Here is a 17,691-nt window from a genome sequence, read left to right as displayed (position 1 = left end):
GTATGATCGCGCGCCCTGATGCATACACGCCTGGTAACTCCCGATGATGAAGCCCAACCTGATCGCCGCCGCCGAGATTGATCGTCTCGATACGTGGGCCAAATATTCGGCACCGATGTGCGGCTCGTGCATGTCCAGCTGCTGCACGCTGCCGGTCGAAGTGAAGATCAAGGATCTGGTGCGCATCGGTGTGGTCGACGAGTTCGAACTGGGCGATCCGCCAAAGAACATCGCCAAGCGCCTGCAAAAGGAAGGTCTGGTCGAGCGCTTCAATCAGAAATCGGGAATCTTCACCCTCCAGCGCATGAGCAACAATGACTGCTATTACCTGGATCGTAAAACCCGCCTGTGCACCATTTATGACAAGCGCCCGGACACCTGCCGCAACCACCCGAAGATCGGGCCGCGCCCGGGGTATTGCGCGTACAAGCCGAAAGAAGTCGAGCGGGTGCAGAATTTCCGGGCCATCGACAAATTTTGATCGCGCCTGCTCGTTCCCACGCTCTGCGTGGGAATGCAGCCCGGGACGCTCCGCGTCACTCCTGAAGCCGAACGCGGAGCGTCCGTTGAGGCATTCCCACGCAGAGCGTAGGAACGATCAATACGCCCACAAAACCCTGTGGGGAGCTGGCTTGCCAGCGATGAGGCCAGCACAAAGATCGCCTAAACCCCAGACAAACAAAAACGCCCCCGGTCTCGCGACCGGGGGCGTTTTTTATTCCAGGGCTGAATTACGCCTTGGCTTTCTTGGCAGCGCGGGTACGCTCGCTTTCGTCGAGGATCTTCTTGCGAAGACGGATCGACTTAGGCGTGACTTCGCACAGCTCGTCTTCCTGGATGTATTCCAGAGCCTGTTCCAGGGTGAAGCGAACAGGTGGGACCAGAGCGATGGTTTCGTCTTTACCCGAAGCACGCATGTTGTCGAGCTTCTTGCCTTTGGTTGGGTTGACACCCAGGTCGTTGTCGCGGCTGTTCTGACCAACGATCTGACCGTTGTAGATCTCCTGGCCGTGTTCTACGAACAGCTTGCCACGGGCCTGCAGGGTTTCCAGCGAGTAGGTCAGAGCCTTGCCGGTTTCAACCGAAACCAGAACGCCGTTCTGACGGCCGGACATGTGGCCCGACTTCACTGGAGCGTAACGGTCGAAGATCGAGGTCAGGATGCCAGCACCGTTGGTCAGGGTCAGGAACTGGTTACGGAAACCGATCAGACCGCGAGCAGGGATGTTGTATTCCAGACGAACACGGCCCTTGCCATCCGGCACCATGTTGCTCAGGTCGCCCTTACGCAGACCCATCTCTTCCATGACCTTGCCCTGGGATTCTTCAGGGATGTCGATGGTGACGTTTTCGAACGGTTCCTGCTTCACGCCGTCAACTTCACGGATGATCACTTCAGGACGGCCCAGGGCCAGCTCGAAGCCTTCGCGACGCATGGTTTCGATCAGTACCGAGAGGTGCAGCTCACCACGGCCGGAAACCTTGAACTTGTCAGCCGAGTCGCCTTCTTCAACGCGCAGTGCAACGTTGTACAGCAGCTCTTTGTCCAGACGATCCTTGATGTTACGGGAGGTCACGAACTTGCCTTCTTTACCGCAGAATGGCGAGTCGTTTACCTGGAAGGTCATGGAAACGGTTGGCTCGTCAACGGTCAGCGGCTTCATCGCCTCGACGGTGTTGATGTCGCACAGAGTGTCGGAGATGAACAGCTCGTCGAAGCCGCTGATGCAGACGATGTCGCCGGCTGCTGCTTCGTCAACGTCGATGCGGTGCAGACCGTGGTGACCCATCAGCTTCAGGATACGACCGTTGCGGCGCTTGCCGTCGGCGCTGATAGCGACAACCGGGGTGTTCGGCTTGACGCGACCGCGAGCGATACGGCCAACACCGATAACACCCAGGAAGCTGTTGTAGTCCAGAGCGGAGATCTGCATCTGGAACGGACCGTCACGGTCAACAGCCGGAGGCGGAACGTGGTCGACTACCGCCTGGTACAGCGGAGTCATGTCTTCCGCCATGGCGGTGTGGTCCAGACCGGCAATACCGTTCAGGGCCGAAGCGTAAACAACCTGGAAGTCCAGTTGTTCTTCGGTAGCACCGAGGTTGTCGAACAGGTCGAAGATCTGGTCCAGAACCCAGTCCGGACGTGCGCCTGGACGGTCAACCTTGTTGATCACCACGATTGGACGCAGGCCGGCTTCGAAAGCCTTCTTGGTCACGAAACGGGTTTGCGGCATAGGGCCGTCTTGAGCGTCAACCAGCAGCAGAACGGAGTCGACCATCGACATTACGCGTTCAACTTCGCCGCCGAAGTCGGCGTGGCCCGGGGTGTCCACGATGTTGATGTGGTAGCCGTTCCAGTTGATGGCGGTGTTCTTCGCCAGAATGGTAATACCGCGTTCTTTTTCCTGGTCGTTGGAGTCCATCACGCGCTCGTCGTTGAGCTCGTTGCGCTCCAGGGTGCCGGATTGACGCAGGAGTTTGTCTACCAGGGTGGTTTTACCGTGGTCAACGTGGGCAATGATGGCGATGTTGCGTAGATTTTCGATCACTTGTGTATCTCGATCAGAGGATTCGGTTTGCTGACAAGTCATGGCAGCGATTAGCAGTAGTGTCCGGCATGGCCGTTACAGCTTGACGGCGGTGTCGGGGGGCCGGTGACGCAGGCCACAGGCAAACAGCCCCGGGCACTTAGCTCGGTCGATAAACGCGCACATTGGCATGCCCCTCACTGAGCAAATGGTGGGCATGCAGGCGACTCATCACGCCTTTGTCGCAATACAGCAGGTACTGGCGAGTAGGGTCCAGTTCCTTGAAACGTGCGTTCACTGCATAGAACGGCATCGTCTGTACCTCTATGCCGGCGAGCTCCAGCGGGTCATCCTCGGCGGCATCCGGGTGGCGGATGTCGATGACGATCTGACCGGCCAGCGCTTCGCTGACTTCTTCAATTTGCAAATCCTGGCCCAACTCGTCGATTACCCGATCGATCGGCACCAGTTTGGCGTTGGCGAGCGCACGCTCGAGTACCGCCATGTCGAATTCTTTCTCTTCGTGCTCAACCCGGCCCCGCTTGGCGGCGGTCTTGGGGTTGACCGAAATCACGCCGCAGTATTCCGGCATGTGCCGGGCGAAATCGGCGGTGCCGATCTCGTTGGCCGTGTCGATGATGTCCTGCTTGTGCGCGACGATCAGCGGTCGCAGCACCAGTTTGTCGGTCACGCAGTCGATCACCGACAGGTTCGGCAGCGTCTGGCTCGACACCTGGGAGATCGCTTCACCGGTCACCAGTGCATCGATGTGCAGGCGTTCGGCGATCTCGGACGAGGCGCGCAACATCATACGCTTCAAAACCACGCCCATATGACTGTTATCGACTTTGCCGAGAATTTCGCCCAGCACTTCCTCGAACGGCACACTGACAAATAGCACGCGTTGCGAGCTGCCGTACTTCTTCCAGATGAAGTGCGCGACTTCCATCACGCCCAATTCGTGGGCACGCCCGCCGAGATTGAAGAAGCAGAAGTGCGCCATCAGGCCGCGACGCATGATCTGGTAAGCCGCCACGGTCGAATCGAAGCCGCCGGACATCAACACCAGCGTCTGCTCCAGCGCACCCAGCGGGTAGCCGCCGATGCCGTTGTGCTGGCTGTGAATCACGAACAACCGTTTGTCGCGAACTTCGATACGGACTTCGATTTGCGGCGCTTTAAGGTCGATTCCGGCTGCACCGCACTCGCGACGCAGCTTGCTGCCGACGTATTTTTCCACGTCCATCGAGCTGAACGCATGCTTGCCTGCGCGCTTGCAGCGTACCGAGAAAATCTTCCCGGCCAGCGCATCGCCGTAGTGCTGTTTGCACTTTTCGGTAATGTCGTCGAAGTCGCCCAGCGGGTACTCGTCGATCTGCAGAAAATGCGCGATACCCGGCATGCAGGTCAGGCGCTCGCCCATCTCCTTCAAGGCTTTGGGGTCGGTAACGCGGGTTTCCAGCTCGAGATTGTCCCACACGCCGTTCACCACCACGGCCGGGTCCAGGTCACGGAGCACGGTGCGGATGTTCTTGGCCAACTGGCGGATGAATTTCGTCCGGACAGGTCGGCTTTTGATGGTGATCTCGGGGAAGACTTTTACGATAAGTTTCATGAAAACAGCGCGCGAACGGCCAGCCGAAAAAGGGGGGCGCGGATTATAGCGGAAATTGCTCAAGGTTTAACCAGTTAATGTGCAGAAGGTTTTGCTTGCACCAAAACAGGTCATTTCTGAATTTAAACGCAACATTAAGGGGCGGGATTTGTCGATTAAGTATCTCGCACGCCTTAATAAGCGTGAATTTGGCGCAAAAAACCCATGCTGGGGCACTGGCATGCAATTTGCTCCCTTGTGAGGCAGGTTGCCTTGGCAGAGTATTCGCGCCGGCATCACCATTATTAAGGGCATCCACTACCCGCCCTAATTCACCCGGAGGACACTATGTCGAAGTCGGTTCAACTCATCAAAGATCATGACGTCAAGTGGATTGATCTGCGCTTCACGGACACCAAAGGCACTCAGCACCACGTGACCATGCCGGCTCGCGATGCGCTGGATGACGACTTCTTCGAAGTCGGCAAGATGTTCGACGGTTCCTCCATCTCCGGCTGGAAAGGCATCGAAGCCTCCGACATGATCCTGATGCCGGTCGACGAAACTGCCGTACTCGATCCGTTCACCGAAGACCCAACCCTGATTCTGGTGTGCGACATCATCGAGCCTTCGAGCATGCAGGGCTACGATCGCGACCCACGTGCGATCGCCAAGCGCGCCGAAGAGCACCTGAAAGCCACCGGTATCGGTGACACCGTATTCGCCGGTCCAGAGCCTGAGTTCTTCATCTTTGACTCGGTGAAATTCAAGTCGGACATCTCCGGCTCGATGTTCAAGATCTACTCCGAGCAAGGTTCGTGGATGTCCGACCAGGACATCGAAGGCGGCAACAAGGGTCACCGTCCAGGCGTGAAAGGCGGCTACTTCCCGGTTCCACCGTTCGACCACGACCACGAAATCCGTACCGCCATGTGCAACGCACTGGAAGAAATGGGTCAGTCGGTTGAAGTTCACCACCACGAAGTGGCGACTGCCGGCCAGAACGAAATCGGCGTCAAGTTCAACACCCTGGTGAAGAAAGCTGACGAAGTTCAGACCCTGAAATACGTTGTGCACAACGTTGCCGACGCTTACGGCCGCACCGCGACCTTCATGCCGAAGCCACTGTACGGCGACAACGGTTCGGGCATGCACGTACACATGTCGATCTGGAAAGACGGCAAGAACACCTTCGCAGGTGAAGGCTATGCCGGCCTGTCCGATACCGCTCTGTACTTCATCGGCGGCATCATCAAGCACGGTAAGGCCCTGAACGGCTTCACCAACCCGGCGACCAACTCCTACAAGCGTCTGGTGCCAGGCTTCGAAGCGCCAGTAATGCTGGCCTACTCGGCGCGCAACCGTTCCGCTTCGATCCGTATTCCTTACGTGTCGAGCCCTAAAGCCCGCCGTATCGAAGCACGCTTCCCGGACCCGGCTGCCAACCCGTACCTGGCTTTCGCAGCGCTGCTGATGGCCGGTCTGGACGGTATCCAGAACAAGATCCACCCAGGCGATGCCGCCGACAAGAACCTGTACGACCTGCCGCCTGAAGAGGCGAAAGAGATTCCACAGGTATGCGGCAGCCTGAAAGAAGCCCTGGAAGAGCTGGACAAGGGCCGCGCATTCCTGACCAAGGGCGGCGTGTTCTCCGACGACTTCATCGACGCTTACATCGCGCTGAAATCGGAAGAAGAAATCAAGGTTCGCACCTTCGTACACCCACTGGAATATGAGCTGTACTACAGCTGCTGATCCGGTAGCGCTGCGTAAAGTGGCGTGACAAAAGAGGCCTCCTTCGGGAGGCCTTTTTTATTGCTCGGCGCAGTTCATTTACCCTGTGGGAGCGAGCCTGCTCGCGAAAGCGGCGTGTCATTGATCGTTCCCACGCTCCGCGTGGGAACGATCCGTGTTTTGGCTACCAGTCTTTTCAATTCCAGTTATCAACGGTTTTGGCCAACCGCCCCACCTGTCCTATGCTGCTACCCATCGCTTCCAACCCCGGTCGATTTCATGGGTCGCACGTTTCTCTACATTCTGCTGCTGATCGCCCTGCCCGCCGCCGCGCAGATCTACAAGTACACCGACGCCAACGGCAACACTGCTTACAGCAATCAGCCGCCGGACGGCGTGCAGGCGCAACCGGTCGAGCTGCCACCGCTCAATCGGGTCGAGCCGCAAGCACCGAGTGCGCCGCAGGCACCCACCGCAGAACAACCGCAACCACCGCGCAACGCCTATGAAATCCTTGAGCTCGCCGGTCTGCCTACTGACGAGGCCCTGCGCGCCAACAACGGCACCTTCACGGTCAACGTCCTGATCAAACCGCGCCTGCAACCGCCGCATCAATTAAGGCTGCTGCTCGACGACCAGCCCTATGGCCAGCCGAGCAACGTGCCGGTCCTGCAATTGATCAACATCGATCGCGGCGAGCATCGCCTGGCCGTGCAAGTGATCGATGGCCAGACTGTCATCCAGCAGAGCCCGCCCGCGGTCTTCACCGTGCAACGGGTGCACACGCCATGATCCGCGCGGGGCTGGTACTCGTCCTGGCACTGATGTCGACCTCCGCCTCGGCGGAGGTCTTCACCTATCTCGACGCGCAGGGCAACCGCGTCTACACCGACCAGCCACGCGCCAATGCCAAACGAGTGCCGATCGCGACAAGCAATCGCATGGCTGTCCCTGCCAGCACCGCAGCGCCGATCACCACAGCGAAAAAATCTGCCGAACCAGCGCCCTTTCGTTACGACATGCTGCGCATTCTGATCCCGGAGCCCGATGCCACTTTGCGCAGCAGCGCTGGCGAGCTGATCGTCAGCGTCACCAGCGAGCCCGGCCTGCAAAGCGGCCATCGTTATCGCCTGCTGCTGGATGGCAAGGCCACTGGCGAGCCCGGCGTCAGCCCGGTATTTGCGCTGAGCAATATCGATCGCGGCAGCCACAGCCTTTCGATCGAAATCCTCGACGCCGCCGGGCGTACCGTGGAACGCACCGCCAATCAGCCGTTCCACATGCTGCGCATTTCCCTGGCGCAGAAACGTCAGGTCAAACCCTGTGTCGCCGACGATTACGGCGTGCGCCCGGAATGCCCGCTCAAGAACAAACCTGAAGAATCGAAAAATCCATTCCTGCGCTTCTTTTAACGTCCGCCGGGCACGCGCACCCTATTGGTGCACTAAACTGCATCTCGCCCACAACCCAACCCATTTTGGTTCGAAACTTCCCGTTTGAGCTGGCTCCGTGCCATACAAACGCGCGTCAAACGCCTGTTTCAGGGCTTAAACGCTTCTTTTCGGAGCCTTGGTTTGGTTTTTGCATTTTCCCGACATCAGCGCTTTGTTCTCGCGCACGCCTTGCTCCAAAAGGGGTCCAGATGACCATAAGCGACGCTATTCACCGTTTGCTGCTCGACAACCTGACCACGGCGACCATCCTGCTCGACGCCGAGCTGCGCCTGGAGTACATGAACCCGGCGGCGGAAATGCTGCTGGCGGTCAGCGGTCAGCGCAGTCACGGCCAGTTCATCAGCGAGCTGTTCACCGAATCCCCCGAGGCGCTCAATTCCCTGCGCCAGGCGGTCGAGCAGGCGCACCCGTTCACCAAGCGTGAAGCGATGCTCACCGCCCTCACCGGCCAGACGCTGACCGTGGATTACGCGGTCACGCCAATCCTCAGCAACGGCGAGACTTTGCTTTTGCTTGAAGTGCACCCGCGTGATCGCCTGCTGCGGATCACCAAGGAAGAGGCCCAGTTGTCCAAGCAGGAAACCAGCAAGATGCTGGTGCGCGGCCTCGCTCACGAGATCAAGAATCCCCTCGGTGGCATCCGTGGTGCGGCGCAATTGCTCGCCCGCGAGCTTCCGGAAGAGAGCCTGCGCGATTACACCAATGTGATCATCGAAGAGGCCGACCGCCTGCGCAACCTGGTCGATCGCATGCTCGGCTCGAACAAACTGCCGTCGCTGGCCATGTGCAACGTCCACGAAGTGCTCGAACGCGTCTGCCATCTGGTCGAAGCCGAAAGCCAGGGCTGCATCACCCTGGTGCGTGATTACGACCCGAGCATTCCCGACGTATTGATCGACCGCGAGCAAATGATTCAGGCGGTGTTGAACATCGTGCGCAACGCGATGCAGGCGATCAGCAGCCAGAACGAGCTGCGCCTGGGCCGCATCAGCCTGCGCACCCGCGCCATGCGCCAGTTCACCATCGGCCACATCCGCCATCGTCTGGTGACCAAGATCGAGATCATCGACAACGGCCCGGGCATCCCGGCGGAACTGCAGGAAACCATTTTCTTTCCCATGGTCAGCGGCCGCCCGGACGGTACCGGGCTGGGCCTGGCCATTACCCAGAACATCATCAGTCAGCACCAGGGCCTGATCGAGTGTGAGAGCCATCCAGGCCACACCACCTTCTCGATCTTCCTGCCACTGGAACAAGGAGCCACATCGACATGAGCCGTAGTGAAACCGTGTGGATCGTCGATGACGACCGTTCTATCCGTTGGGTCCTGGAAAAGGCCTTGCAGCAGGAAGGCATGACCACCCAGAGCTTCGACAGCGCCGATGGCGTGATGAGTCGTCTGGCCCGGCAGCAGCCGGACGTGATCATTTCCGATATCCGCATGCCGGGCGCCAGTGGCCTGGATCTGCTGGCGCGGATTCGCGAACAGCACCCACGGCTGCCGGTCATCATCATGACCGCTCACTCCGATCTGGACAGCGCTGTCGCCTCCTATCAGGGCGGCGCTTTCGAGTACCTGCCCAAGCCCTTCGACGTCGATGAAGCGGTATCGCTGGTCAAACGCGCCAATCAGCATGCGCAGGAACAGCAAGGTTTAGAAGTGGTGCCGGCGCTGACCCGCACCCCGGAAATCATCGGCGAAGCGCCGGCAATGCAGGAAGTGTTTCGTGCCATCGGGCGCCTGAGCCACTCCAACATCACCGTGCTGATCAACGGCGAATCCGGTACCGGTAAAGAACTGGTGGCCCACGCCCTGCACCGCCACAGCCCACGCGCGGCCTCGCCGTTCATTGCCCTGAACATGGCGGCGATTCCCAAGGATCTGATGGAATCGGAACTGTTCGGCCACGAGAAAGGCGCGTTCACCGGCGCGGCGAATTTGCGTCGCGGTCGTTTTGAACAGGCGGACGGCGGCACGCTGTTTCTCGATGAAATCGGCGACATGCCGGCGGACACCCAGACCCGTCTGCTGCGTGTGCTGGCCGATGGCGAGTTCTATCGCGTCGGCGGCCATGTGCCGGTGAAGGTCGATGTACGCATCATCGCCGCGACCCACCAGAATCTGGAAACGCTCGTCCACGCCGGCAAATTCCGTGAGGACTTGTTCCACCGCCTCAACGTGATCCGCATCCACATCCCGCGCCTGTCGGATCGTCGCGAAGATATCCCGACCCTGGCCCGGCACTTCCTCAGCCGCGCCGCGCAGGAACTGGCGGTCGAGCCGAAGCTGCTGAAAAGCGAAACCGAGGAATACCTGAAAAACCTGCCGTGGCCGGGCAACGTGCGCCAGCTGGAGAACACCTGCCGCTGGATCACCGTCATGGCCTCCGGCCGTGAAGTGCACATCAGTGACTTGCCACCGGAACTGCTCAACCTGCCGCAGGATTCGGCGCCAGTGACCAACTGGGAACAGGCCCTGCGCCAGTGGGCCGATCAGGCCCTGGCCCGTGGCCAGTCGAGCCTGCTCGACAGCGCAGTGCCGGCGTTCGAGCGGATCATGATCGAGACTGCTTTGAAGCACACCGCAGGACGTCGGCGTGATGCGGCGGTGCTGCTGGGTTGGGGGCGCAATACCCTGACGCGCAAGATCAAGGAACTGGGGATGAAGGTTGATGGTGGGGATGATGATGAGGGGGAAGAGGGTTAACGCTTAAGGGTTGTCGTGTACTCAGGATCGATCCCCCTCACCCCAGCCCTCTCCCCCAAGGGGGAGAGGGGGAAGGGAGCAATCTCGGGTGGTTTCGAGGCCTGAGTTCGGCTCGGTATCTCAGGTCGGCGTAACTTGACCGGGCACCTCGGTCAGTCCCCTCTCCCTCTGGGAGAGGGTCAGGGTGAGGGCCACCGTGCACCGCATCAATGCACAATGACCCGCGATCGCGCACAGCCGTATCGCCACAATCACTCCTGAAAAAACTGAAAAACCCTTTATTCAAAAACGCGAAAGCCCCGAGTCCCGGGGCTTTCGCGTTCGCAAAGCGTTTTTTGTTTCAGCAAATTTAAACCTGGCACGCACCCTGCAATACCTATCTCAGGTGATTCGTTTCACCACCCGTTTCGGGGACCTTGGTACAGGCAGGCCGGGGATTCCCCTCTTTACATCGGGCTCAGACCGCAACGGATGAGTCCACCCTTTTGGGATCCTTGGTACAGGCAGGCCGGGGGTTCCCTCTTTATACCGGGCCGATGCTGAACGCGACGCCCATGCTTTTGGGAACCCTGATACAGGCAGGTCAGGGATTCCCGCTTTTACACTGCAGCGCCCCCGCCCCTACTCGAATCTCGGGCGCCCGGGCGCATGATGTGGGGGCTGGTTTTGCCACGTCGGGTCAGACTTCCTTATTTCCTCCTCCAGCCTGTCCAGCATTTTTCCAGGGCTGGCTTCATCAGTTGCAATACGCAGCAAACTTCTTTGCTCACCGTAACTGGCGTTTTGGAAACGCTCGATAAACGACCAGACCCGGCGCTGCAAAAGCAGCCGCTCAACCTGAAATTCCGGCGTACGCACCAGATTTCTGATTTGTTTCATCATTGCGGAGTTCGCTTCAAGGACAAATGCATCCCACAGCGCAGACTTTTCAGCGTGTCGCGCCTGGGGAACATGGTGCATCCAGTGATGGATCCCCAAATCAGCCTCGATTCTTCCCAGCCATAGATCGCTACCCGTCTGCCGACGTGCAGCTATCAGACGTCGCAGAGAAGCGGGGTCGGCAATCGGGCTGCCAGTGAGGTCAAAACCTTTTCTCAGCTCAATGTTTTCAGGAATTGCGCTGATCCCGGTATAGACCAGATCCAGACGCGTCCTGGGAATATCGGATGTAACGCCGTCCGGGAAACTCTTTATACGAGTACGGTTGAGATCGACCTCCAGCAACGCCGTCATTCCCCGCAGTGAAGGCGCCACAGCCAGCCGGCTTTGCGACAAATCCAGTTTCTCCAGCCGCGTCGGACCGCTGGGCAAATCAAGCCCGGGCGGCGGCGAAGATATGTAGCTATGGGCCAGATTCAACTCTCGCAATGCGGACATATGAGTCACATCAGGCGCGTCTGTCAGATCGGGGTTATGGAACAGATCAAGCACCTCCAACCTTGACGCCGCGGGCAATTCACCCAGCCCGTCAGGCGGACGACGCAGGCCACAGGAACGTGCGCGCAAGACCCGCAACTCGGTCATACCGCGCACCGAAAAAGGCGGCCAGATACTGCAGTGCGTCAGGCTCAGCTCCCGCAAACGGGTCAGTTGCGTGAAATGTTCAAGAGTGACCGACGGGAGCCAGAGTGTGGCTTCCTGCATCGTCAGGACTTTCAACGCCGGGAGTTTACCGATTTCGCTTAACAGTTCATGACTCTTGCCTTTGAATCTGCGTACTTCGAGGGTTTCAATGTGGGAAAGCATCGAGAACACATTGCCCAGACTTCTTGAGGGACTTCCCTCCAGGACCAGGGATACGACGGCTCTGAGCGGAACCGAAAAACCCGGCGGCGCGAGATTGCCCCGACTTCCCAGGTCGAGCTCCAGCTTGAAACCGACCAGCCGCCCATTTCGGTAGACTTTTTCCGAGTGTTCTCCCTGCCACTTGAACAACCGGCGCATGTTGGCACCTATTGCCAGCCGGCGCCTGCGCTCTGCATTGTCCTTGCCTTTGTAGCCCGTCTCCCAGGCAGTGATCTCACGGTCCAACCGAGGAAACTCCAACTGAAGCCGCTTGAGTTCCACTTCCGCCAACCCCGCTTCTCCATATCGCGCAATGAAATCATCGGCATGTTGATCCGTCGCGTCAGCAAAATAGCGTTTGACCTGCGCCCGTGTGGTCGCAACCAGAACCGGCGGTTGTGCCCCTGAGGGGCCGGCGCCGGTGAGCCAGGGGCGGTGAAAGTTGAACGGGTTGGCAGGCGCCTGTGCACCGCCGTCCATCCCACCGCGCAAACCGGTGAGCATGGAAACCCAAGTGTTCTGCTCGCTGCGGGTGATAGCCAGGGTTTCACCGCCAAGGCTGGCGCGGTAGATATTCGCGCTGTCGGCAGCGACGGGATCGTTGGGTTTGACCAGGCGCCAAACCCTGTATTCCGGGCGGGAGGCATCCAGATCCTGCATGACCTGATACGCCTGTTCATGGATGACCACATAGAGCCTGCCTTCGTGACGTATCACGCCGTCGCTGCCCGATTGCGCGCCGCTGAGATCCGGCCCGGCATGAAAGCCGTCCAGGCTTTTGGCGGTCAGGGAGTTGGTGCGGGTGCTGAAGTCGCTGTGCGGATGCCAGATGCCGCTCTCGCTATCGCGCAACATCCATGGGCCGGAAGGGAACAACTCGCTGGAATGTCGAGCGCGATACCACCCCGTATCCGGATCCACTGCGACGAGAACGAGGCCACTGTCAGGTACGTCAACATAACAGCGATTTTTGTACATCCTGAAGCCTTCGCTATCAGCATCAGGCAGCTCGATCGCTGACGTTATCCGGTAGGTCTCCAGTGACCGGTTTATGACAGCGGGGCTTGCAGCAAGGTGCGGCGCCGGGCGAACTTCGAGCACCGGCGCCGGCAGGATCGCAACCGGGCCTGCGTCGTCGCCAGGTTTGGTGCTTCGCGACGTCAGATCATCGAGGCCAGCCCAGGGGACCGTGCCATCGCGGACGGGCATATCCGCCGGTATGAAATCCTTGTCGGAGCTTCGCTTCGGGAACGTGTGGACATCCGTATCAACGTGGGTGCTGCCCCCGCGAGGTGGTTTTACTGGCATGTTTTTTCATCCTTGAAAAGTTGCCCCGGCTTTTGTGCAGGGGGTAGTAGTGTCGGCATCGTGCCGCCCGCTGTTCACATCCCCCTAAGCAATACGCGGACGCTTGGGCAGAGGGTGCAGCGGTTGATTCTGTCGCCCTGCGTCATAGCTGCGGATTTCATTCTCCAGCCGGTCCAGCATCCTCCCGGGACTCGTTTCCGTATGAAGAATGGCGTCGAGCCTGGCCCGCTCGGTGACGTCGGCCCTGTCATACATTTCCAGAAACCACCACACGCGCCGCTGCAGCAGCGGGCGTTCGACGTGAAACTCGGGCGTTCGACTCAGCCGACGAAGAATGCCGGTCACTGCCAGTGGCATTGCGGCGTTATGCCTGTCCCACAGCGCTTGTTTTTCCGTTATCTGGTCCTGTGGCACGTTGCGTAGCCAGAGATCGGCAGTTACATCGCTGCTTTCCTGCCCAAGCCAGATATCGGTGCCTGTCTCGGCACGTGCTCGTATCAACCGCCGTAGCGAGGCCGGGTCCGTGATCGGATTGCCGATGAGATTGAAGCCCGCTCTGAGCTCCACGGATTCGGGAATCGACCTGATGTGATTGTCCGCAAGATTCAGTTCTCTTGCGGGAATCCTGTCGGTAATGCCCTCGGGAAATCTTTGCAATCGTGTATTGGAAAGATCCAGCTCCTGCAGTGCGGTCATGTTTTCGAGTGAAAGGCTGTCCGCAAGCGGATTGCCCCCCAGTCTCAACACTTCAAGCTTCGACGCCACGTCGATGGCCTCAAGACCGGAAGGCAGCAGGTGTATTCCGGTGCGGCTCAGATCCAGCACTCGCAGTTCAGTCATCCCTCTGAGGTCAGCTGCCACTTGCAAAAAGGTGACTTGCTCCTGATGCCGCATTTGCATGTCGAGGCTATTCACCGGGGCCTCGAATGTATTGCAAAGCCATAGCTCATGTAGCCTGGCAAGGCCTCGTACGGAAAAGTCAGACGTCAATTCACAGTCCTGCAAGTGCAGCCTTTGCAGACGCGGGAATCTTTTCAATTGCTCGGCAAAGCGCGAATCCAGACTGAATTTTGAATGCACCCAATTAATCACGTCCCATCCTTGAAACCGGCCTTGCACTGCGATTTCCTGACTGGTAATCGTCAGGCTTTCAAGGTTGGGAAATTGTGCGCAAAACACGTCCGGATCCAGCCGGCCACGGCCTCTTAAAGTCAGAGAAACCACTGAGCCGAACTTCAAGGAAAGCGGCTTTGCAACTGGCCAAATCGTCAGATCGATTTCCAGCTTGAAGCCCACGAGCCGCCCATCACGGTAGACGCGCTGCTCGGGCTGGCCCTGCCATCGGTACAACTGGCGAAACGTCGCCCACATATTTCGCGCCTCATGAAACTCGTTGCCCGATGAAATGGAACCTCGACTGATCGGCAGGTCAAAATCCGTCGAGTTCAATAGCGCAAGCCCAAGCTGGATATGCTTGAGCTCAAGCTCTGCCACGTCCTTGTCATCAAACCGGGCGATGAAGGCATCCGCGTCCTCGTCGGTCGCGTCGGGAAGGTAGGTGCGGATCTGTTCCCGGGTAGTTGGCTCCGCGACTTCACGCGCATACCAGAGTCCGCTGTCCACATCGCGCAGCATCACCGGGCCGGATGGGAGCAACTCGCTTGGCCGCCGGGCTCGATACAAACCCGTCGCAGCATCCACGGCGACAGGCACCAGGTCACCGTTGGCCAGGTCTGCGTAGGTTCGCCGACTGATCACCCGCAAACCTTCGCTGTTGACCTGTGGAAGTATCGCTCGGGCGTTGGTGACGTAATTGTCCAGCGAAGGCTGGCTGGCTGTCGGGCCAATACCCTCCGCGATTGCGCGAACTACAACGGCCGCGGCGGGGGGCACGGCATCCAGGGTGGCGTCGGTGGATGATCCGGCGCGCGGCAGCAAATGGTGCTGAGCAATATCCACATCGACGCCTGTGCGACCCAAGTGGCCGGGAAGCGAAGTGTCCACGTCCGCAGACCGATGCGGGCTGCCCGAGGCGTCCACGTGGGTACCGCCACCGCGAGGGGGTTTGACTGGCATATTTTCATCCTTGAAAAAGACGCCCCCTGCATTCCTGCAAGGGGACGACGGGTTTCGGCATCCTGCCGTTTGAAGGGGCGAACGATAACGTGCATGAGCACGTGCTGGAGATGGGAAAGGAAGACGGTCGCAGTGGGAAACGACCTCAAAAAGTGTGGGAGCGCGCCCCAGTGATGAAGAAGTGCCGCTAGGGCTCGCTCAAACGGATCTCCAGTCGCCAGCGATCATCGACCTCGCTGCCGACCCAGTCGCCCCGCAACGGACGCGCTGCCAGCACCGTCAGCAACAATCCGCCATCACTCTTGCGCGTGCGCCAGTTGACGTCCTTGCCGTTGAGCCTGAGCTGGCCTTTCTGCGGTCGACCTTCGGCCTGAAACAGCAGCGCGACGGTGCCGTCGATGATCTCGCCGTGCAGCTTCGGCTCATTGTTGAACCACACCACCAGGCCGCCATCGGTAACCTCGACCTGCTCCAGCACGCTCGGATCCGGCGTGGTCAGCCGGCCGATCATCAAGCCGATCATCAAGCCGACAATCGCCAGCGAGCCGATGACGCGCGGGAATAGTTTCGAACGGTTGTCCACAGGCGGCGTAGAATGCCGCTCATCTTTACCTTCGGAGCCGTGCATGTTTCACGTCATCCTTTTTCAACCAGAAATTCCGCCGAACACCGGCAACGTTATCAGGCTGTGCGCCAACAGCGGCTGCCACCTGCATTTGATCGAACCACTGGGTTTCGAGATGGACGACAAGCGCCTGCGCCGTGCCGGTCTCGACTACCACGAATATGCCACGTTGCAGCGTCACGCTGATCTGGCCAGTTGTCTGGAAAGTCTGGGCAACCCGCGTGTGTTCGCCTTCACCACCAAGGGTTCGCGGCCGTTCCATGATGCCGCGTTCGTGCCCGGCGACGCGTTTCTGTTCGGCCCGGAAAGCCGTGGCCTGCCAGCGGACGTGCTCGACGCCCTGCCCGCCGAACAGCGCCTGCGCCTGCCGATGCGCGAAGGCTGCCGCAGTCTGAACCTGTCCAACACCGTGGCGGTCGCCGTGTACGAAGCGTGGCGGCAGAACGACTTCAAATAGTTTTCGCCTGACCAAAACAATCGCGGGCAAGCCCGCTCCCACAGGAATGTGCAAGACCTGTGGGAGCGGGCTTGCCCGCGATGCGTATCCGAGCCTTTATTGAACGGTCGGAGTCTCGCCGCTTTCCTGCATGCGCTGCAGCTCTTGCGCGTACAGGGCATCGAAGTTCACCGGGGCCAGCATCAGCGCCGGGAACGAACCGCGGGTAACCAGGCTGTCCAGAGTTTCGCGGGCGTACGGGAACAGGATGTTCGGGCAGAACGCACCCAAGGTGTGGCTCATCGAAGCCGCGTCCAGATTCTTGATCAGGAAGATACCGGCCTGTTGCACTTCAGCGATGAAGGCCACTTCTTCACCGTTTTTCACGGTGACGGAAAGAGTCAGCACTACTTCGTAGAAATCGCCTTCCAGCGCTTTCTGGCGAGTGTTCAGATCCAGACCGACCGCCGGATCCCACTGCTGGCGGAAAATCGCCGGGCTTTTCGGGGCTTCGAAGGACAGGTCGCGTACGTAGATGCGCTGCAAGGAAAATTGCGGTGCGGTTTCTTCTTCGCTGGCTGCAGTGTTCTGTTGGTCAGTCATCTCAGATCCTTATCGATCTTGGGTCTTTTAGGGAGTGCTGTACGTGGGTGCAGCCGTTCAGCCCTTGAGCAGCGCGTCGAGTTTGCCGGCGCGCTCCAGGGCGTATAAATCATCGCAACCGCCGATGTGCTTTGCGCCGATCCAGATCTGCGGCACGGACGTGCGCCCGGCCTTTTTGGTCATTTCGGCACGCAGCTGCGGCTTGCCATCGACCTTGATCTCTTCGAAGGCCACGCCTTTGCTGGCGAGCAGATGCTTGGCGCGCGAGCAGTAAGGGCAGTAATCGCTGGAGTAGACGATGACTTCGCTCATGTCATTTCACCAGCGGCAGGTTGTCGCCTTTCCAGCTGGAAATCCCGCCGGACAGCTTGGCGGCGGTGAAGCCGGACTTCATCAGCTCGCGGGCGTGAGTACCGGCGGTCTGACCGAGGGCATCGACCAGAATGATGGTCTTGGCCTTGTGTTTTTCCAGCTCGCCGACGCGGGCAGCCAGTTTGTCTTGCGGGATGTTCACCGCGCCGACGATGTGGCCAGCGGCATAATCCTTGGCCGGACGGATGTCCACCACCACGCCTGCGTCTTTATTGACCAGTGCGGTCAGTTCGCCGGTGCTCAGGCTCTTGCCGCCGCCCTGCATCGTGTGCGCCAGCAACAGAGCCAGAAGTACGACGAAGATACCGACAAGAATGTAGTGGTTAGTGGCAAATTCAATCAGGTGAGCAACCATCGAAGGAGGTTCCAGGGCGTTAAAATGTCGGCCAGTATACACAGCCACTATGGTCGGCCAAACCCCGTCCGGCGGTGACGCGGTCGGAACTTCGCTTTAAACTCCAACTCC

General features: G+C 59.3%; 15 protein-coding genes. 7 read left to right on the top strand and 8 right to left on the bottom strand.

Translation table 11 applies throughout. The annotated features are described in order from the left end of the window. Window positions 1–43 precede the first annotated feature (43 nt). Window positions 44–481 (top strand): YkgJ family cysteine cluster protein, encoded by a 438-nt coding sequence (locus tag D8U60_RS16155; protein ID WP_016772101.1) that lies wholly within the window; start codon window positions 44–46, stop codon window positions 479–481. 250 nt (window positions 482–731) lie between these two features. Here the strand turns inward: D8U60_RS16155 and typA are convergent, their stop codons facing one another. Together typA and thiI are read right to left on the bottom strand one after the other, a co-directional pair. Beyond that, complete coding sequence (typA, locus tag D8U60_RS16150; RefSeq protein WP_016772102.1) at window positions 732–2,552, bottom strand: translational GTPase TypA; 1,821 nt, start codon at window positions 2,550–2,552, stop codon at window positions 732–734. 139 nt (window positions 2,553–2,691) lie between these two features. After that, window positions 2,692–4,146, bottom strand: a complete 1,455-nt coding sequence (gene thiI, locus D8U60_RS16145) for a tRNA uracil 4-sulfurtransferase ThiI (RefSeq protein WP_024011233.1) — start codon at window positions 4,144–4,146, stop codon at window positions 2,692–2,694. 327 nt (window positions 4,147–4,473) lie between these two features. Here thiI and glnA point away from each other — a divergent pair, with 327 nt between their 5' ends. The 5 genes from glnA to ntrC all read left to right on the top strand — a co-directional run bounded on the left by glnA (window position 4,474) and on the right by ntrC (window position 10,020). After that, a complete protein-coding gene (glnA, locus tag D8U60_RS16135; RefSeq protein WP_016772104.1) occupies window positions 4,474–5,880 on the top strand; it encodes a type I glutamate--ammonia ligase in 1,407 nt (468 codons plus the stop codon). Between the two features lie 258 nt (window positions 5,881–6,138). Next, window positions 6,139–6,651, top strand: coding sequence for a DUF4124 domain-containing protein (locus tag D8U60_RS16130; RefSeq protein ID WP_122699873.1), 513 nt, complete (start codon window positions 6,139–6,141; stop codon window positions 6,649–6,651). After that, window positions 6,648–7,271: a DUF4124 domain-containing protein gene (locus D8U60_RS16125; RefSeq protein ID WP_122699874.1), complete on the top strand. Its 624-nt coding sequence runs from the start codon at window positions 6,648–6,650 to the stop codon at window positions 7,269–7,271. Before D8U60_RS16130 ends, D8U60_RS16125 begins: the two co-directional genes overlap by 4 nt. Before the next feature lie 230 nt (window positions 7,272–7,501). Further along, window positions 7,502–8,587: a nitrogen regulation protein NR(II) gene (gene glnL / locus D8U60_RS16120; RefSeq protein ID WP_024011230.1), complete on the top strand. Its 1,086-nt coding sequence runs from the start codon at window positions 7,502–7,504 to the stop codon at window positions 8,585–8,587. Beyond that, window positions 8,584–10,020: a nitrogen regulation protein NR(I) gene (ntrC, locus tag D8U60_RS16115; protein ID WP_016772108.1), complete on the top strand. Its 1,437-nt coding sequence runs from the start codon at window positions 8,584–8,586 to the stop codon at window positions 10,018–10,020. The genes glnL and ntrC overlap by 4 nt, the downstream gene beginning before the upstream one ends. Window positions 10,021–10,641: 621 nt before the next feature. Here ntrC and D8U60_RS16110 read toward each other — a convergent pair. The 3 genes from D8U60_RS16110 to D8U60_RS16100 all read right to left on the bottom strand — a co-directional run bounded on the left by D8U60_RS16110 (window position 10,642) and on the right by D8U60_RS16100 (window position 15,817). Continuing rightward, the gene (locus tag D8U60_RS16110) at window positions 10,642–13,113 is read right to left on the bottom strand and encodes a leucine-rich repeat domain-containing protein (protein ID WP_130900480.1); all 2,472 of its coding nucleotides are present in this window, start codon (window positions 13,111–13,113) and stop codon (window positions 10,642–10,644) included. 84 nt (window positions 13,114–13,197) lie between these two features. Beyond that, on the bottom strand, window positions 13,198–15,189 hold the full coding sequence (locus D8U60_RS16105) for a leucine-rich repeat domain-containing protein (RefSeq protein WP_241663544.1): 1,992 nt from the start codon (window positions 15,187–15,189) through the stop codon (window positions 13,198–13,200). Between the two features lie 187 nt (window positions 15,190–15,376). Further along, a complete protein-coding gene (locus tag D8U60_RS16100; protein ID WP_024011226.1) occupies window positions 15,377–15,817 on the bottom strand; it encodes a hypothetical protein in 441 nt (146 codons plus the stop codon). On the opposite strand from D8U60_RS16100, the gene D8U60_RS16095 reads away from it, so the two are divergent. Further along, window positions 15,816–16,271: a tRNA (cytidine(34)-2'-O)-methyltransferase gene (locus D8U60_RS16095; protein ID WP_016772113.1), complete on the top strand. Its 456-nt coding sequence runs from the start codon at window positions 15,816–15,818 to the stop codon at window positions 16,269–16,271. The genes D8U60_RS16100 and D8U60_RS16095 overlap by 2 nt on opposite strands. 96 nt (window positions 16,272–16,367) lie before the next feature. Here D8U60_RS16095 and secB read toward each other — a convergent pair whose 3' ends face one another. The 3 genes from secB to D8U60_RS16080 are packed head-to-tail and all read right to left on the bottom strand — an operon-like array spanning window position 16,368 to window position 17,580. Further along, window positions 16,368–16,853 carry a protein-export chaperone SecB gene (gene secB / locus D8U60_RS16090; RefSeq protein WP_016772114.1) on the bottom strand — a complete coding sequence of 162 codons (486 nt, stop codon included), beginning with the start codon at window positions 16,851–16,853 and terminating at the stop codon, window positions 16,368–16,370. Window positions 16,854–16,910: 57 nt separating this feature from the next. Beyond that, entirely contained in the window at window positions 16,911–17,165 is a 255-nt protein-coding gene (gene grxC, locus D8U60_RS16085; protein WP_016772115.1) for a glutaredoxin 3, read from the bottom strand. Between the two features lies 1 nt (window position 17,166). Next, entirely contained in the window at window positions 17,167–17,580 is a 414-nt protein-coding gene (locus D8U60_RS16080; RefSeq protein ID WP_016772116.1) for a rhodanese-like domain-containing protein, read from the bottom strand. Window positions 17,581–17,691: the final 111 nt, after the last annotated feature.

The organism is Pseudomonas sp. Sample_11 (assembly GCF_004307505.1).
GTDB classification, from domain to species: Bacteria; Pseudomonadota; Gammaproteobacteria; order Pseudomonadales; family Pseudomonadaceae; genus Aquipseudomonas; species Aquipseudomonas atacamensis.
This window is presented reverse-complemented; position numbering and strand designations above follow the sequence as displayed.

Coding starts and splice junctions, on each gene's coding strand:
- D8U60_RS16155 (WP_016772101.1), top strand. CDS start 44: ATGATGAAGCCCAACCTGATCGCCGCCGCCGAGATTGATCGTCTCGAT.
- thiI (WP_024011233.1), bottom strand. CDS start 4,146: ATGAAACTTATCGTAAAAGTCTTCCCCGAGATCACCATCAAAAGCCGA.
- glnA (WP_016772104.1), top strand. CDS start 4,474: ATGTCGAAGTCGGTTCAACTCATCAAAGATCATGACGTCAAGTGGATT.
- D8U60_RS16130 (WP_122699873.1), top strand. CDS start 6,139: ATGGGTCGCACGTTTCTCTACATTCTGCTGCTGATCGCCCTGCCCGCC.
- D8U60_RS16125 (WP_122699874.1), top strand. CDS start 6,648: ATGATCCGCGCGGGGCTGGTACTCGTCCTGGCACTGATGTCGACCTCC.
- glnL (WP_024011230.1), top strand. CDS start 7,502: ATGACCATAAGCGACGCTATTCACCGTTTGCTGCTCGACAACCTGACC.
- ntrC (WP_016772108.1), top strand. CDS start 8,584: ATGAGCCGTAGTGAAACCGTGTGGATCGTCGATGACGACCGTTCTATC.
- D8U60_RS16110 (WP_130900480.1), bottom strand. CDS start 13,113: ATGCCAGTAAAACCACCTCGCGGGGGCAGCACCCACGTTGATACGGAT.
- D8U60_RS16105 (WP_241663544.1), bottom strand. CDS start 15,189: ATGCCAGTCAAACCCCCTCGCGGTGGCGGTACCCACGTGGACGCCTCG.
- D8U60_RS16095 (WP_016772113.1), top strand. CDS start 15,816: ATGTTTCACGTCATCCTTTTTCAACCAGAAATTCCGCCGAACACCGGC.
- D8U60_RS16100 (WP_024011226.1), bottom strand. CDS start 15,817: ATGCACGGCTCCGAAGGTAAAGATGAGCGGCATTCTACGCCGCCTGTG.
- secB (WP_016772114.1), bottom strand. CDS start 16,853: ATGACTGACCAACAGAACACTGCAGCCAGCGAAGAAGAAACCGCACCG.
- grxC (WP_016772115.1), bottom strand. CDS start 17,165: ATGAGCGAAGTCATCGTCTACTCCAGCGATTACTGCCCTTACTGCTCG.
- D8U60_RS16080 (WP_016772116.1), bottom strand. CDS start 17,580: ATGGTTGCTCACCTGATTGAATTTGCCACTAACCACTACATTCTTGTC.